General features: G+C 43.1%; 13 protein-coding genes. 6 read left to right on the top strand and 7 right to left on the bottom strand.

Annotated elements, in window-relative coordinates; all coding sequences use genetic code 11:
• Positions 1 to 5: 5 nt before the first annotated feature.
• Positions 6 to 617: a nucleotidyltransferase family protein gene (locus tag QZ576_RS06710; protein ID WP_297095361.1), complete on the bottom strand. Its 612-nt coding sequence runs from the start codon at positions 615 to 617 to the stop codon at positions 6 to 8.
• Positions 610 to 1,626 (bottom strand): XdhC family protein, encoded by a 1,017-nt coding sequence (locus tag QZ576_RS06705; protein ID WP_297095359.1) that lies wholly within the window; start codon positions 1,624 to 1,626, stop codon positions 610 to 612. The genes QZ576_RS06710 and QZ576_RS06705 overlap by 8 nt, the downstream gene beginning before the upstream one ends.
• Positions 1,627 to 1,849: 223 nt before the next feature.
• On the opposite strand from QZ576_RS06705, the gene QZ576_RS06700 reads away from it, so the two are divergent.
• The 4 genes from QZ576_RS06700 to QZ576_RS06685 are packed head-to-tail and all read left to right on the top strand — an operon-like array spanning position 1,850 to position 4,249.
• A complete protein-coding gene (locus tag QZ576_RS06700) occupies positions 1,850 to 2,824 on the top strand; it encodes a GTP 3',8-cyclase MoaA (protein ID WP_297095357.1) in 975 nt (324 codons plus the stop codon).
• 1 nt (position 2,825) lies between these two features.
• Positions 2,826 to 3,068 carry a MoaD/ThiS family protein gene (locus QZ576_RS06695; RefSeq protein WP_297095355.1) on the top strand — a complete coding sequence of 81 codons (243 nt, stop codon included), beginning with the start codon at positions 2,826 to 2,828 and terminating at the stop codon, positions 3,066 to 3,068.
• Positions 3,069 to 3,078: 10 nt separating this feature from the next.
• A complete protein-coding gene (locus QZ576_RS06690) occupies positions 3,079 to 3,549 on the top strand; it encodes a molybdenum cofactor biosynthesis protein MoaE (RefSeq protein WP_297095353.1) in 471 nt (156 codons plus the stop codon).
• On the top strand, positions 3,533 to 4,249 hold the full coding sequence (locus QZ576_RS06685; RefSeq protein ID WP_297095352.1) for a HesA/MoeB/ThiF family protein: 717 nt from the start codon (positions 3,533 to 3,535) through the stop codon (positions 4,247 to 4,249). Before QZ576_RS06690 ends, QZ576_RS06685 begins: the two co-directional genes overlap by 17 nt.
• Positions 4,250 to 4,347: 98 nt before the next feature.
• On the opposite strand, the gene QZ576_RS06680 is transcribed toward QZ576_RS06685, so the two are convergent.
• From QZ576_RS06680 to QZ576_RS06670, 3 genes are all read right to left on the bottom strand, one after another.
• Positions 4,348 to 6,564, bottom strand: a complete 2,217-nt coding sequence (locus QZ576_RS06680; RefSeq protein ID WP_297095349.1) for a molybdopterin cofactor-binding domain-containing protein — start codon at positions 6,562 to 6,564, stop codon at positions 4,348 to 4,350.
• A 57-nt stretch (positions 6,565 to 6,621) separates the two neighbouring features.
• Positions 6,622 to 7,077, bottom strand: coding sequence for a (2Fe-2S)-binding protein (locus tag QZ576_RS06675; protein ID WP_297095347.1), 456 nt, complete (start codon positions 7,075 to 7,077; stop codon positions 6,622 to 6,624).
• 206 nt (positions 7,078 to 7,283) lie between these two features.
• Complete coding sequence (locus QZ576_RS06670) at positions 7,284 to 8,564, bottom strand: multidrug effflux MFS transporter (RefSeq protein ID WP_297095345.1); 1,281 nt, start codon at positions 8,562 to 8,564, stop codon at positions 7,284 to 7,286.
• A 182-nt stretch (positions 8,565 to 8,746) separates the two neighbouring features.
• On the opposite strand from QZ576_RS06670, the gene QZ576_RS06665 reads away from it, so the two are divergent.
• Complete coding sequence (locus tag QZ576_RS06665) at positions 8,747 to 8,947, top strand: AraC family transcriptional regulator (protein ID WP_297095342.1); 201 nt, start codon at positions 8,747 to 8,749, stop codon at positions 8,945 to 8,947.
• Between the two features lie 133 nt (positions 8,948 to 9,080).
• Entirely contained in the window at positions 9,081 to 11,231 is a 2,151-nt protein-coding gene (locus tag QZ576_RS06660) for a DUF5916 domain-containing protein (RefSeq protein WP_297095340.1), read from the top strand.
• A gap of 19 nt (positions 11,232 to 11,250) precedes the next feature.
• Here QZ576_RS06660 and QZ576_RS06655 read toward each other — a convergent pair whose 3' ends face one another.
• Both QZ576_RS06655 and QZ576_RS06650 read right to left on the bottom strand, forming a co-directional pair.
• A complete protein-coding gene (locus tag QZ576_RS06655; protein WP_297095338.1) occupies positions 11,251 to 13,494 on the bottom strand; it encodes a DUF5916 domain-containing protein in 2,244 nt (747 codons plus the stop codon).
• A gap of 215 nt (positions 13,495 to 13,709) precedes the next feature.
• Positions 13,710 to 15,071, bottom strand: a complete 1,362-nt coding sequence (locus QZ576_RS06650) for a PQQ-binding-like beta-propeller repeat protein (RefSeq protein ID WP_297095336.1) — start codon at positions 15,069 to 15,071, stop codon at positions 13,710 to 13,712.
• Positions 15,072 to 15,254: the final 183 nt, after the last annotated feature.

The following is a 15,254-nucleotide window of genomic DNA, read 5'->3' as shown; positions in this document are numbered from 1 at the left end:
GGGAGTCAACAGTTCTTTTGTTGATTAATTACTTTTTTGAGCTTTTGATATTGCTCCGGAGTATCCATATCTTCCAGAATTTCACCACACTGTATTGTTTTTACATGTTCTGTGTAATTCCGGAAGATTGCTTTTGCACCTTGTTTTCCACTCAGTGCTGAAAGCTCATCAAAGTAAAAACGATCGAATAATACTGGAACTCCCTGCCAACCTGAATCGGCTTGCGAAACGATGATTTGTTGTTTGTCCGGTTTGAAATTCGATGTCAAATCGTTTAAATGTGCTGTTGTAATCAGCGGTTGGTCGATTAAAGTAATGAGCACACCTTTACTCGCTGGAAACTGCTGTTCTAAGAATTTAACTCCTTCTGCAATGGAAGTTCCCATGCCCTGTTCCCAGCTTTCATTTATCGTAAATTTTACCAGTAAGTTTTGAAGAATTGGGATGATATTTTCTGCCTGATTTCCTAAAACCACTACCACCGGATTCCCGGTTGCTGACAAAGTTTTTATCTGATGTTCGACCAATGTTAGTTCACCCCAGGGCAATAATGGTTTTGGCTCCCCCATTCTTGAGGAAGCGCCGGCTGCCAGCAATACTATTGGAATATCATTCATGAATTGCACCTACTTTTTCGCGTAAAGCCACGGGCTTTTGTTTACGCACCACACTTAAAATTTCTGCCAGAATAGAAATCGAAATCTCAGCAGCATTTTCAGCTCCGATATTGATTCCTGCCGGGCCATGGATTTGCTCAATAAATTCCAGCGAAAGATCAGGAACCTGTTCTAACAACATCGAAATAACACGTTCTCTGCGGTTTACCGATCCCAACAAACCAATATAAGCCGGATTAATATCTTTTAAAGCCATTAAATATTGGACATCCTTATTAAAGCTGTGCGTCATTAAAACCACTGCAGTTTGTTCGTCAATGGCTGAAGTATCGATATCTTCAAACGACGGAGTGATTAACGATGCGGCTCCAGGAAAATAATCGCAAGATTTCGACTCTTCGGGAGACGCCACCACCGTTACCTCCCACCCCAGTAATTTACCAGCCTGACTGAGTTGAACAGCATCGTGCTCTGCACCAAAAATAAACAGCTGAAATAAAGGTTCGAAAGTTTGTGAGAAACACTTTTGGCTATCCGTTTCATTTCGCTTAAAATCCGGATTTAACGAGTAGTTGGCGCCATTAATTTGAAGCACCGAACCTACATCATCGTACTCACCAGCTTCGATGTAAAAGAACGAATCCATTTGAAAAGAATTTCTACTTTCCAGCTGATTTTCAAAAGCTTCCAGAAGTGCTACCGAAAGGAAAACAGGTTCAATCAAAACATGAATAACACCCTCACAACCAATCCGGTAGCGGCCATCGTAAGTAATAACTTTTGGCTTGTTGGTACGGAAAACACTTTGTGCCTGTCGTTCGATCTCGCTTTCTACACAGCCTCCACTAACCGCTCCGGCATACTCACCATCCTCGCGAATAAGCATCCGGACTCCGGGCCGACGGTACGACGATCCCTCCAAATCGACTACCGACACAAATACGGCTTTTTTATCAAGTAGTTGCCATGATTTTAACGTATCAAACAGTAGTTTCAGTTCGTGCGTCATCTCTAAAATATTAAAGGTTAGTTTCGTTCGGCAAATTTAATTCACCTAAATATAAATAAATCAAATATTTATAAACCAACACTATAACAAAAAAATGATTAATACTGTTCAATAAAATTCATTCAACGGCGAATAAATTCCGGTTCTGCAGAAACAGCTTCAATCAAAATACTTAATAGTCTGAAATAACTGAACAAATCAGCGATTTTCAAGTTAAATAGACATGTTGAAAATTGAAGATAAACTGGGCAGAAAATTTGAAAAGCTACGGATAAGTCTCCTGAACTCGTGTAATTTTTCGTGCATTTATTGTGTTGATAATGAGTTTGATGAAAATTCAAACCTTCAACTCGATCAAAACGGTGCTGAAAAACCAATTTCGGTTGAAGAATTCACACAATTAATACAGGCAGTACACCAGTTAACAGGCCTCAAAAGCGTTCGCTTAACCGGTGGCGAACCTTTGCTTTACTCCAATCTTTACCCACTTATTGAAAACATCAAAAACCTTGGCATCAACGATATTCGCTTAACCACCAATGCATTTTTTCTAAAAGAAAATGCAGCGAAACTGGTGAATGCGGGTGTAAATTCAATCAACATTTCGGTGGATGCTATCGACAACAATACCTTTGGCAAAATTATACGCAGATCGGATACTTCGCGGGTTTTCCAGGGAATTGAAGCAGCCATAAAAGCAGGGTTGAATGTAAAACTAAATGCTGTTATCATGCGGGGAAAAAACGATTCGCAGATTATTCCACTGCTTGATTATGCAACAGAACTGGGCGTAAAAATACGCTACCTGGAGTTGATGAAAATGGGGCACTTATACCATTCCGAGAATGGACTGTTCTTTCCGGAAAAGGAAATACTTTCAACGATTCAGGAGAAATACGAGATCGAGGAAATTAAACGAGAACACGCTTCAACAGCGCATTACTGGCGTACCTCGAAAGGTGGAATTTTTGGAATTATTGCCAATGAATCAACTCCATTTTGTCACGACTGCAACCGCTTACGACTGGATAGCAACGGCTACTTTTTTGGATGCCTGAGTAATGCGCATGGCGAAAAACTGATGCCGTATATCGATAACGACCAACTGCTTACTGAGAAACTAAAAGGATTGCTATTGCTAAAACAAGCGGTAAAATTCCATGGTAGCGAATTATCAATGAGAAATATAGGAGGCTAAAATGAATAGAAAGATTGTATGTTTTGCGGGACTGAAAAAGTTCTTTGGCGACGAAACCAGCGTTGAAGTGGCTCCGGAAGAAAGTTATGCCGGCTTACTAGAGAAACTGGCAGAATTAAACCCGGACGCAAAAGAGGTACTGACCAGCTGCCGGATTGCTGTAAACGAAAAATTTGTTCCGCTAAATGAAACGATAAATGACCAAACTACATTGTTTTTAATTCCACCTTCGAGTGGAGGATAAATCAAACGATATGAAGCACATTCAAAATACAGCCATCAATTACAGCGAACTTTTTGATGATTTCAGGCATCCGCAAAGTGGCGCAGTAGTGTTGTTCAGTGGCGAAGTTCGTGATAACAATAAAGGCCGCGCAGTAACGCACCTGGAATACGAAGCGTACGAGCCTATGGCAAATAAAATGATCAGTGAAATACTGGAAGAAGCAAAATCGCGCTTTAATCTTAACCAGGCAGCCTGTGTTCATCGTGTTGGCCGTGTTGAGATCAGTGGTTGTGCGGTTGTTGTGATCACCGGATCGGGGCACCGAAAAGAAGCATACGATGCCAACCGTTATATTATCGACCGCGTGAAAAATGAAGTGCCCATTTGGAAGCACGAGTTTTTTACCGATGGCACGAGCGAATGGGGCCAAAACTGCGATTGCGTAAGCAACGATCACCATCACCACCAACATCATCACAACTATGAGAGAGCTGAATAATGAAGACCGGACACGATTTACTCGTCATTTTTCTTTATCGGAAATTGGCCTTACCGGCCAGCTAAAACTGAAAAATGCACGTGTATTGGTAATTGGTGCCGGCGGATTGGGAAGTCCGTTGCTGATGTACCTCGCTGCTGCCGGGATTGGCAACATAGGCATTGTTGACGATGATGTGGTGAGTACCTCGAACCTGCAACGACAAATACTTTATACCTCTGCAGAAGTGGGGCAAAAGAAGGTGGATATCGCTGCTAAAAAGATAAAGGCATTGTACCCGGAAGTTGAGGTTCAGTCATTTGATACAAAACTGGATGAATCCAATGTGGAAGAGCTTTTTCAACAATACGATGTAATTGCCGACTGTACCGATAATTATAAAACGCGTCAACTGATCGGCTTAAAATCAGCAAGTTTAAACAAGCCACTGGCTTTTGCTTCAGTACTAAATTACGAGGGGCAAGTAAGTGTATTTAATTATCAGAACGGACCTGTGTATACCAATCTATTTCCAACAACGCCAAAAGACGGAATTTACAGCGAAAATGATATTGGACTTTTGGGTGTTTTGCCAGGGATAACCGGAACGCTGCAGGCTAATGAGATCATAAAAATAATAACCGGTTACGGTGAAGTAATTAGCGGAAAACTATTGGTTTTTAATATCCGCGATAACCGGTTTAATCTGTTTCGATTTTGATTGAAGATGGAACGCAGATGACGCTGATTTAGCAGATATTCACAGATAAATCAGTTCGATCAGTGTTATCTGCGTTCTATTTCTTATCTCTTCCAATCCTATCCAATACTGTTTTTCACAAATGGCTGATGGTAGTAACGTTCACCATTTGCTTTATACAATGCATTCGCCAACGCTCCCATCACCGGAGGATAAGGTGGTTCTCCTAATCCGGTCGGGTCGATATTGTTTTCTACAAAATGTACTTCTATTTCTTTGGGTGCTTCGCCGTGCCTGATCATCCGGTACATATCGAAATTATTTTGTTCCGGCTGACCTTCACTAAAAGTCAATCCACTGTACATGGCATGGCCGATTCCATCCACGATACTTCCTTCTGTCATGTTAACCGCAGCATCGGGATTTACCACGATTCCACAATCAATTGAAGCATATACTTTTTCGATAACAGACTTACCATCTTTGTTCGCAATGTCCACCACATTTGCCACATACGAATTATGACAGAAATAGGCGGCAACACCACGATTTTTACCTTCTGAATTGGTATCCCAGCCCGATTTTTCACGAACCTGTTCCAAAACGCCGGCATAGCGGGCTGCATCGTAATCATTGTTGCTACCCACCGGATTTTCCTGTGCGCGTTTCAATAAATCGAGGCGAAACTGTATAGGATCTTTGCCTGCAGCTTCAGCTACCTCATCGAGGAACGACTGCTCGGCTACTGCGTTAAAATTGGAACCTGGCGCACGGAACGCTCCGGTGCTGATGTTTGAATCTACGGTAAAACTTTCAGCAAGATAATTATCCACCGATCCGGCTGGAAAACGATTGGCATGTAAAGGACTTTCAGGAATACCACCCATTCGAACATGGAAACCGATCAGGTTATTGTCGGCATCCAGTGCCGCACGGTATAAGGCGTGATAAGCCGGACGATAAATTCCGTACGACATATCGTCTTCGCGCGAGTAGATCAATTTTACAGGGGCTTTCACCTTTTGCGAAATAACGGCTGCTTCAACCATAAAATGGCCATACAGGCGTCGGCCGAAACCTCCTCCCATGCGAGTCATTTGCACATCCACCTTTTCGAGTGGCAATCCAAGTCGGGCTGCAACCGATTTTTCCATAAACTCAGGCGTTTGAGTCGGCCCTGCCAGCAACGCAAAATCATCTTTTACGTCGGCAAAAAAGTTCATGGGTTCCATTGGGTTATGCGCCTGAAATGGTGCAGTGTAAGTACGTTCAATTACTTTGGCAGCATTTTTAAACGCTTCTTCCGGATTTCCATCGCGACGTTGTTCTCTTCCCGCTTTGGCAGCTGCTTCTGCCATTTTTTTATAATGATCGGAAGTGTTTTCAAAACCCGTTGGAACACCTTGTGAATTGTTCTCTGAAATGGGTTCCCACTCCACGTTCAACATCAGTTTGGCATTCATCACTTCCCAGGTTGAATTTCCAACAACAGCCACTAATTCGGTAAAAGAAGTAACATCCGACCACTGCATTTGGTAGTCGTCTTCGTATGTTTTAATCGCAAAAACATCTTTAATTCCGGGCATCGCTTTTGCCTCAGTCGCATCGAATGATTTCAGTTTCATTCCAAATGCCGGCGGATGTTCGATCATCGCAATCAGCATTCCTTCGGCCTTATAATCGAGCCCGAACAAGCGCTGTCCGGTAACTATTTTTTGGCCATCCACATTTTTTCGGGAAGTGCCAATAATGGTAAAATCCTTTATGTCTTTCAATTCAACCTCCTCAGGAACCGTTAATTCAGCTGCGGCCGCAGCCATTTCTCCATAACCGGCTTCTTTTCCGCTACTCTTATGATACAAAACTCCGGCTTCGGTAGTGATTTCATCAACCGGAACTTTCCATTCGTGAGCTGCAGCTTCGCGCAACATCCTTCTTGCCGTTGCACCGGCCATTCGAAGTCCGTTCCACCCCTGCCGGATAGACTGGCTACCTCCTGCCAACTGTCGGGTAAAAATGTCGGTATTTAGTGGTGCCTGTTCCACCATTACAAATTTCCAGTCAACGTCCAGTTCATCAGCCACAATCATCGGCATCGATGTTTTTACATTCTGGCCAATCTCGGGATTGGGCGACATAATAGTCACCGCTCCGTTGTTACCGATTTTCAGAAAACCATTTAACTCATACCAATTATCGGGCATGGTTAATTCTTTCGGCGAATCTGTGGTGCAAGCCGGAGCCAGCCAACTAAAAGTCAGCAGTAATCCGCCTCCAGCCAATGCAGAGCTTCGTATAAATGAACGTCTATTGAGTTTTGTTTTAACAGTTGCCATGTGAAAAGATTTTAATGTTATTGAATGCGAGAAAGTGTGAAATTTATATTGTGCAGATTAAGAATTTGAAGCTGTTTTGATCGCTTTTTTAATTCTTGTGTAAGTTCCGCACCGGCAAATATTACCGTGCATTGCCGTTTCAATTTCTTCGTCGCTGGGCGCTGGATTCGCATTTAATAATCCTGCAGCATTCATAATTTGTCCGCTCTGGCAGTAGCCACACTGCGGCACATCTTCTTCGATCCATGCTTTTTGAAGCGGGTGATCCCCATTTTCAGAAAGGCCTTCGATTGTGGTGATTTCTTTGTCGCCCACCGAGTCGACAAAAGTGATACACGAACGCGTTGCAACCCCGTTTACAAGGATGGTGCACGCTCCGCACTGTGCAATTCCACAGCCGAATTTAGTTCCTACTAAATCAAGATGATCTCTGAGCACCCAAAGCATTGGAGTGGAAGGATCAACGTCTACCTGTTGTTGTTTTCCGTTGATGTTTAGATTAAATACTGCCATTTATTTATAGATTTTAAAGATGTTACGAAGCTTTGAAATCAAGATATATCTATCTGTAGATATCTCAATTAACATCCTTTACAACAAACCTTTATAGTAAATGTTCAGGTAGGAATTAAGAATAATATACACGAAAACGAAACGCAGATTACGTTAAGAATAAGGGAGTATTTAGTACGAAATGAATAAATAGAATTGAACAGGTTCTACTGCTTTTTATTTCCCCAGGAAGTGCGGTAGATGGCAAAAGCTTTACCCGGCTCTTCCGGAGTTCGTTTTATTTCAATGGGCAACAAACCAAATAAACTTCGTACTAACATAGTTCCGGCAGAAGCAATGGCAAACACGGCAATAATCCAGCTCATTGTCCACGGAGAACTTTCGCTGTCGCCAAAAAAGGTAAGTAAAAGTGTCGATAATATTCCGCTGCCGTATTGCAACGATCCGAGCAATGCAGCAGCCGCACCGGCCATTTCCGGAACTTTGTCCAAAGCAGCCGCGGTTGTTGTTGCAGCAACAATTCCGTTCATTGAGAAGAAGAAAAACACAGGAATAATGACGCCGTAGATTCCTCCGATTTGCAACTTCACCGTTACCAATAAAACCAATCCGGCGATCATTGCAATTGTTGTGGCAACTCGTAACAGAAAATCGAGGCTGTACTTACGCACCAAAATACGGTTGGCAAAACTTAATGACACGATTCCAAAAACGTTTAGCGCGAACAACCAGCCATAATGTTGAGGATCGACACCAAAATAGGTGATATAAACCTCGGGCGAACCGGCCACAAAAGCATAAACGCCAACGTAGAAAAAAGACACACAAAGCGTGTAAGCCATAAATTTCCGGTTTCGAAGCAGCACGCCATACTTTTTGAAGGCATTCCACAACGAGGTATTCTGACGTTTTTCTTTTGGAAGTGTTTCGGGCAGCTTTTTCATGGTCAGCAACATTACAATTCCAATGATTGTGAGCAGCCAAAAGATACTTTGCCACGAGCTGAATTTCAGCAACTGACCGCCGATAAGCGGGCCAAAAATTGGTGCCAGCGCCATCAGAATCATTAATGTAGAAAGCATTTCGGCAGCCTTCGTTCTTTCAAGCATATCGCGCACCATGGCGCGCGAAAGCATCGGCCCTACGCAAGCTCCCAAAGCCTGAACTACACGGGCGAACAATATTTGAGTAATGTTTTCAGAAAATGCACAACCAACAGAACCTATAATAAATAAGATTAATCCAATTACCAGCGGCATCTTTCGTCCGTAGCGGTCGCTGATTGGTCCCCAAATAATTTGTGCTATTGCAAAACCAATAAGGAAGCCGGTTACAGTAAGTTCGATATCGCCTTGCAAATCGAGTTGCATTTGTGGCATCGCCGGTAGATAAATGTCGGTCGAGAGCGAGGTAAAAGCCATTAAAGCTCCTAAAACCAACCACATAAACAGGCTTACCGTTGTATTTTCTGATTTACTTCTTATCATACCTACAAAGTCTTAATGATTAAGACGGTGCAAAGGTTCAAATAATTTAACGATGTGAACTATCTATATTACAGTTGTTACTACCATAATTACTGATTTAATAAAATGCAAGCACCAACGAAAAGTTGAATTGATTCAAATATTGTAGCAACAATCTAATTAGTGATCCACCTGCCGTTTTGGTGAAGAAAGAAACCGGCAAATCGGCAAAAGATTACGTGCACCTGAGAATTATGAACCTAGCGAAAGAAAAGATACTCGACGAATCGAAATCGGTAAGTGAAATTGCCTACGAATTGGGTTTTAAATACCCGCAGCACTTTACCCGGATGTCTAAAAATAGTATGGGTGTGTCTCCAACCGAGTACCGTTCGGTTAACTAAACCGCGATAAATTATTTTTTCCTCAAAACAACAATGACCGGTTACAGCTTTAAATTTAAGTGTAATAAATGGGCAGATTATACGACTAATCAGCCGAAAACTTATATTTACTGCTGAAAAAACCAAATCGTGCATGAAGTCAATCTACCTTGTCCTTTTTATTTTTATTTCCGTTCATTGTTTTGCCGCCAAACAGGAAGTTAATGTTGTTAAAACCACCGTGCCACCCGTTATCGACGGAAAGCTTGATGATGCTACCTGGACAAGTGCCAATAAATTCACCGGCTTTATAACTTTCATCCCCGACTTTGAAAAACCCATGCCCGAAAAAACCGAAGCATGGTTAAGTTACGACGAGGAGAACCTGTACTTTGCCTTTAAATGTTACGATAGCGAACCCGAAAAAATAAAAGCCACTGTTTCGGCGCGCGACCAAATTATGGACGACGATTTTGTTTGCGTAAATCTCGATTCGCATAACGACCAGCAATCGCTTTACGCCTTTTATGTCAACCCGCTGGGAATTCAGGGCGACTCGCGTTTTGCTGCAGGAACCGAAGATCCGAGTATCGATTTGGTGTGGTACAGCGCCGGTAAACTCGACGACGACGGTTACAGTGTTGAAATGAGTATTCCGCTGAAAAGTATCCGTTTTTCGAAAAACGATACCGTACAAATGGGGCTTTTCCTCGAACGAACCATTGCACGCACAAAAACACACGGTTCGGTGCCCGAGCTCGATCCAGAAAAAGGATATGCTTTTTTAACCCAGTTTATGGGTGTAAACTATGCCGGAATTAATTATCACCGACTTTGGGAAATACTTCCTGCAGTAACCTACAAACACACCGATATCAACCAGGATGGCGAAATGGTGAAGGACCAGCGCAAACCGGAAGCCAGCCTGACCGTAAAATACGGCATTACTTCTGACCTTGTTTTCGACGGGACACTGAACCCCGACTTTAGCCAGGTGGAAGCCGATGCCGGGCAAATTGATGTAAACCTGCGCTACCAGTTGTTGTATCCCGAAAAACGACCGTTCTTTTTAGAGGGGCTGGAGCGCTTTAACGTGGCGGGTACACAAACTTCGGTTATCGATCCCATTCAAATGATGGTGCACACCCGAACCATTGTGAATCCGCTTACCGGGGCAAAACTCACCGGAAAAATCGGTAAAAAAGACGAGGTGAACATTCTGTATTCGGCCGATGAACTGGGTACCGAAACGGCCGATGGCAAGAACGAATATGCTCATTTTCCACTGTTTCGCTACAAACGAAATTTGAAAGACGAAAGCTTTCTGGGCTTTTTATACACCGGTCGTGAGGCGCCTGAGTTCAACAACCGGGTTTTGGGAGTCGACGGGCAAGTTCGCCTAAATAAATCGACGATGTTCGAGTTTAACGGCTTTCACAGCCAGACAATCGCGGCGGATGAAAAATCGCCAGGCAACAGTTTCGGACTCGTGTTAACGCACGATACCCGAAACCTGACCTACAAAGTTTCGGCAAAAGGTGTCGACGACGATTTTCATGTAGAAACCGGTTATCTAACCAGAACGGGAGTTTACCAACTGGCCAGCTTATTTATACCCAAACTTTACCCCGGGAACAAGGTGTTTAACCGCCTCGATTTCGAGCTGTTTACTACCTACACCCGCGACCGGATTTACAGCATGAACGAAACCTACAATTTTGTGTCGGCGCAGGTGCGCACACAGGGGCGCGGAATTTTTAAAATAAAATACCTTCTGAGTAACGAAATTTTTATGGGCGAACGGTTTAATACCGGCGGTGTAAATGTGCTGCTTGGCGGTGCTGCCGGAAACTGGTTCGAAGGTCATGTTGTTTACCGCCGTATGAACGGAATCTACTATTCTGCCGATCCCGAGCAGGGTAAATACAATAAAATCACGTCGACATTCAGTTTTCAGCCACTGCCAAAATTAAATGCGGTGGCCAGTCTTTCGTGGTACGATTTTGTGGCCGATGACAGCCAAGAGAAACTATACAACTACCCCATCGAACGCCTGAAAGTTACCTACCAGTTTAACAAGTACCTGTTTTTGCGCGGTGTGGGCGAATACAACGGTTTTAGTAAACAGTTTGTTGGCGATATGTTGCTGTCGTTTACCTACATTCCCGGAACAGTGGGCCACATTGGTTACGGGGCTTTGTATCAGCAAACCGATGCCGACCTGGATTTCTTCGACAAAAACCACGGGCCAACACAACAGCAACGTGGATTTTTTATTAAGCTGTCGTACCTCATCCGGTCGTAAAACCATAATTATCTTAAGATTACAAATTCAACCAATAAGATACTTTTAAGTTAATCGACCTGAATTTTGGCCCAAAATCTTTGGTAAAATAGTTGTCGTTATACACGAGGTACAAGTCCGACAGCGGAGCAAAACGCCATTGTAAACGCGAGTTGATTCCCAGGTTATCGCGCTGGTTGCTGTATTGAACCAGTGTCGACCAGAATACCGATTTGCTAAAGGTAACATCCACTTTGGGCGTTACCAGCCAAAAATCGGCATCTCCGTGCGGATCGGGCAAACGCAAAGCATCATAACGTGTATTCAAGCTTAACGATGCCCAGGGTTGAATACGATATGTTAAAACGGTAGATGCTGAAAAGCTATTTCCGTTATAAAATTCACCACCCGATGTTTCGGCAGTTAATGAAAATACCTTTGCCGGGTTCGATGCGTATTCAACACTAAAAGTATTGTAAGTGTAGCCCTGATTTTCGGGTAATGGCTCAGCGCCCGATCGTGTTGGATCGAAAGGAAATGTAAGGTAAGTATAATTGTTCCTGAAGTCTAAACCAATGGTCGACTGGTCTTTAAAATTAATATCGTAATACAAACTGTAAGTATGGTCGGTTTTTTTCCAGTCCATATTGGGGCGCCAGTAAGTCACGGTCATAATCCCTACGTCGTGAAAACTTATTTTGCTGTTTTCGGGATAGAAATTAACACGAAATCCGTTACCATTTTTAAAAACACCTCTGCGTTGCACAAATCCCAGATCGGCCTGAAATTCATCATCCACATACTGCAAATCAAAAACATAGCGAAATTTTCGTGGTTGATAAGTTACGGTAGTCTGCCACGAGTAGTTCCCTTCTGTATCATCCGGATTTAACGACTTATGCAGGTAAAACTTACCCGTCCAGTCGTTATCGGCCGACGCCAGGTTATAGTCGATACCAAGCACCCGGTTGTATTCTTCGTTTGGGTCCTGAAAATCGTAGTCGCCAAAAGTCTGACGGTTAACTGCAAATATTCCTAAACTCGAGCGTGAGAACATCTTACGCTGCATGGTAAACATCATGTTGTTATTCGATGCAATTTCGTTACCCGGATCTTCATCAGTTTGCATATTCAGGAAACCAAGTCGCCACCTGTCGTTTAGTTTTCCGCTTAAACGCACACCGCCTATAATGCGGTTTTCAATCATATTTCCATTGGCGTCGCGTGCCAATCCAATGCGCCGCGAAAAGAATGGATTTGCCGAACCATAAGCATCGCCGTAACTTCCGAACAAGTCGTTATTGTCGATAAAAAACTGGCGCTTTTCAGGCAAGAAAACTTCGAAGCGGGTAAGGTTGGTAAAAATATCGTCCACTTCAACATTCGAGAAATCGGGATTAACCGTAATATCCAGGTTCATACTGTTACCAATGGCCAGTTTAGCATCACCTCCAAACGTAAAATCGCTTTTTGTTTTATCGCTTGTAAAGTCTTTCGATGCCAGCGTATTCACATAAGGAATAATGGCAAATGGCGTACGCGATTTTCCTAATGGTTTTTCAAACTCCATGTTGCCCATAAATGCCAGGCTCGACAACATTTGGTTTTGTGGAACGGCTGCCCAGGCACTTTGCTCGTTGGTTTGCATATCCCAGCGGTAACACTGTACACGCCATGTTTTATCGCCTTCGTGAAATTTTATTGAGCTAAGCGGAATTGCTGCCTCCAGGACGTAATAATCGTCGTGCATAGTACTTTCCAATTGCCATTTCTGATCCCAGCTGGTATTAAAACCATTTCTGCCGGAACCGCCACCCGAGATAAACGCTTCGCGCTGCACGCCATAAGGAGTCATTCCAAAAAGAAAAGCGGTAGTACCATCTTTAAAGGTATCGAACATCAGCGTAACATTGTCGTTACTTGTTCCGCCAAAATCGCGGCGTAACGAGGATACAATATAATTATCGGATTGAGCATCGGCCCGGATTCCGATGTACAATGTATGGTCGTCGTACAGCAATTGAAATTCGGTATTATTCATCGCCTTCTCTTTATCCGACGGAAAGAATTGCCAGAAATCACCTCCTTTGTCGGCCAGCTGCCATTCGGCTTCATCCAAAACACCATCAAGCGTAATTGGCGACGAAATGTATTTCACCCGGATACTTCTGTCGGTATTTTGTGCCTGTGCAAAAAGAGCAGTGCCAAGCAATAAAATAGTAAAAACAAAAGGCATAAAATTTTTTAGTCGGGGAGCACACAAAAAAGTCAATAATGAAGTCATGATTTTAAGTTATTGGTATTTATGTTGGCAAATCTAGAACGAAACAAACATTACTTTGCTACCACCGGCACAGGTATACCTACCATTATTACAGGTATTTATAATGGTATATTCAGAAAACAAAAATCCGGGATAAAATAATCCACACCACTGACTGACTGCGATTTATGTCTCATCCCGGATTTCTGTAAAATGATCCGTTTAACGAACCGGTATTATTCAGCTACTTTAACACAAAGCATCTGATTCTGGTCACGTATCAGCAATTTACCATCGGCCATTGCGATAGGTGCCCAGTTTTGTGTCGCCCCGCCAAACCGTGTTGACATTGAATTCTCGTCGGCATCAGGATTGCTTCCCAATATTTCGGCACTTGCAACCGGTTTAAATGCTTCCGGACTTGGTTCAATCAAGTACAAGGTATTTGTTCCATCCGTAGCAAGAATCATATCGTTTGCAACGATCATACTTCCTTTGTTAAAATCAGGATCGCGTTTTGTTTTCCACATAATTTCGCCATCCATATTCATACAAGTTAAGCCGTCGCGTGTACTGTTTGTACCAAACTCTGCATAAAAATATCCATCGTAGAACAATGGAGTTTTGGTTTGATCACCAAATTCTTCGGTGCGGAAAAGTTCTTTAGTACCATAAGTACCATCGGCTTGTTTCTCCACTTGAATCATCAACGCGCCAAGTTCGTAACCACCTGCAATCAACAGTTTATTATCGCCCGCATCAACAGCACTTGGCACAGGAATACGGCACACCCAATCGTTAAATTCCCAAATAACTTCACCGGTTAACGGATCCATACCAACAACACTACCCGGCTCTACCGGCTGTCCTCCGCGGCCGCCACCCGAGGCAGTTATCATCACCAAATGATCGTTTCCATCTATTTTTACAATTATCGGGCTTACATAACCTGTTAATCCGAGTGATGGTGTTTTCCACTTCAATTCACCTGAATTTTTATCGTAAGCCACAACTCCGGCTTCAGGAGCCTGTGATGCAAGAATCAGCAAATCGCCATAAATTAACGGGCACTGCGAAATTGCCCATGTTGGGAAACTTCCGGCACCTCCGCCAAATCCGGGGCCACCGCCTTCCGGTAATGCACCGCCGAAATCAGTCCACACATTGGCTTTCCAAACCGGCTGATGGGTTTCCAAATCAATACAATATGTATGTCCGTATGGTCCGCAAGAATATACATGTTTATCATCAACGATCGGCACACTGCGCGATCCGGGGAACATCACTTCTCCGGCTGACTCATACTCAAACGTCCATAGTTCATCGCCTGTATTCAGGTCAAAACAACGCATGATATCACCTGTTTTGTCGTCGCGGTCGAGCAAATAAACTTTGCCGTCTTTAATAACAGGGCCGCCATAACCGATGCCCACGTTTACTTTCCAAAGTACTTCAGGACCGCTTTCCGGCCAGGTTTTTAACAAATTATCCTGTTGTGTAATACTGTTTCGATTTGGCCCCATAAATTGTGGCCAATCCTGCGCCAACAAAGCAGAACTGATTGCCAACGCAAAAGTTAAAATGACTAGTTTCTTCATATGGTTTTAATTTTGGTTTTTCGCAAAAAAGTGAAATTCAGGCAACGACCTGTATTCCGTGGTTGATTGTCAGAACATAATATTAGCAGAAATCGCTGGCAAAAACAATTTGTTGCGATGAATATTGGTTTCAATGGGGTAAAATTTCGCTTCGTTTTATGAAAATACCTGAATTGGCGACAA

Origin of the sequence: uncultured Draconibacterium sp. (assembly GCF_913060805.1) — a bacterium.
Taxonomy (GTDB): Bacteria; Bacteroidota; Bacteroidia; order Bacteroidales; family Prolixibacteraceae; genus Draconibacterium.
This window is presented reverse-complemented; position numbering and strand designations above follow the sequence as displayed.

What these genes read in the sequence shown, in the direction of transcription:
- QZ576_RS06660 (WP_297095340.1), top strand. Translation starts at nt 9,081, where the DNA reads ATGAAGTCAATCTACCTTGTCCTTTTTATTTTTATTTCCGTTCATTGT.
- QZ576_RS06670 (WP_297095345.1), bottom strand. Translation starts at nt 8,564, where the DNA reads ATGATAAGAAGTAAATCAGAAAATACAACGGTAAGCCTGTTTATGTGG.
- QZ576_RS06675 (WP_297095347.1), bottom strand. Translation starts at nt 7,077, where the DNA reads ATGGCAGTATTTAATCTAAACATCAACGGAAAACAACAACAGGTAGAC.
- QZ576_RS06685 (WP_297095352.1), top strand. Translation starts at nt 3,533, where the DNA reads ATGAGAGAGCTGAATAATGAAGACCGGACACGATTTACTCGTCATTTT.
- QZ576_RS06680 (WP_297095349.1), bottom strand. Translation starts at nt 6,564, where the DNA reads ATGGCAACTGTTAAAACAAAACTCAATAGACGTTCATTTATACGAAGC.
- QZ576_RS06700 (WP_297095357.1), top strand. Translation starts at nt 1,850, where the DNA reads ATGTTGAAAATTGAAGATAAACTGGGCAGAAAATTTGAAAAGCTACGG.
- QZ576_RS06710 (WP_297095361.1), bottom strand. Translation starts at nt 617, where the DNA reads ATGAATGATATTCCAATAGTATTGCTGGCAGCCGGCGCTTCCTCAAGA.
- QZ576_RS06695 (WP_297095355.1), top strand. Translation starts at nt 2,826, where the DNA reads ATGAATAGAAAGATTGTATGTTTTGCGGGACTGAAAAAGTTCTTTGGC.
- QZ576_RS06705 (WP_297095359.1), bottom strand. Translation starts at nt 1,626, where the DNA reads ATGACGCACGAACTGAAACTACTGTTTGATACGTTAAAATCATGGCAA.
- QZ576_RS06690 (WP_297095353.1), top strand. Translation starts at nt 3,079, where the DNA reads ATGAAGCACATTCAAAATACAGCCATCAATTACAGCGAACTTTTTGAT.
- QZ576_RS06650 (WP_297095336.1), bottom strand. Translation starts at nt 15,071, where the DNA reads ATGAAGAAACTAGTCATTTTAACTTTTGCGTTGGCAATCAGTTCTGCT.
- QZ576_RS06655 (WP_297095338.1), bottom strand. Translation starts at nt 13,494, where the DNA reads ATGACTTCATTATTGACTTTTTTGTGTGCTCCCCGACTAAAAAATTTT.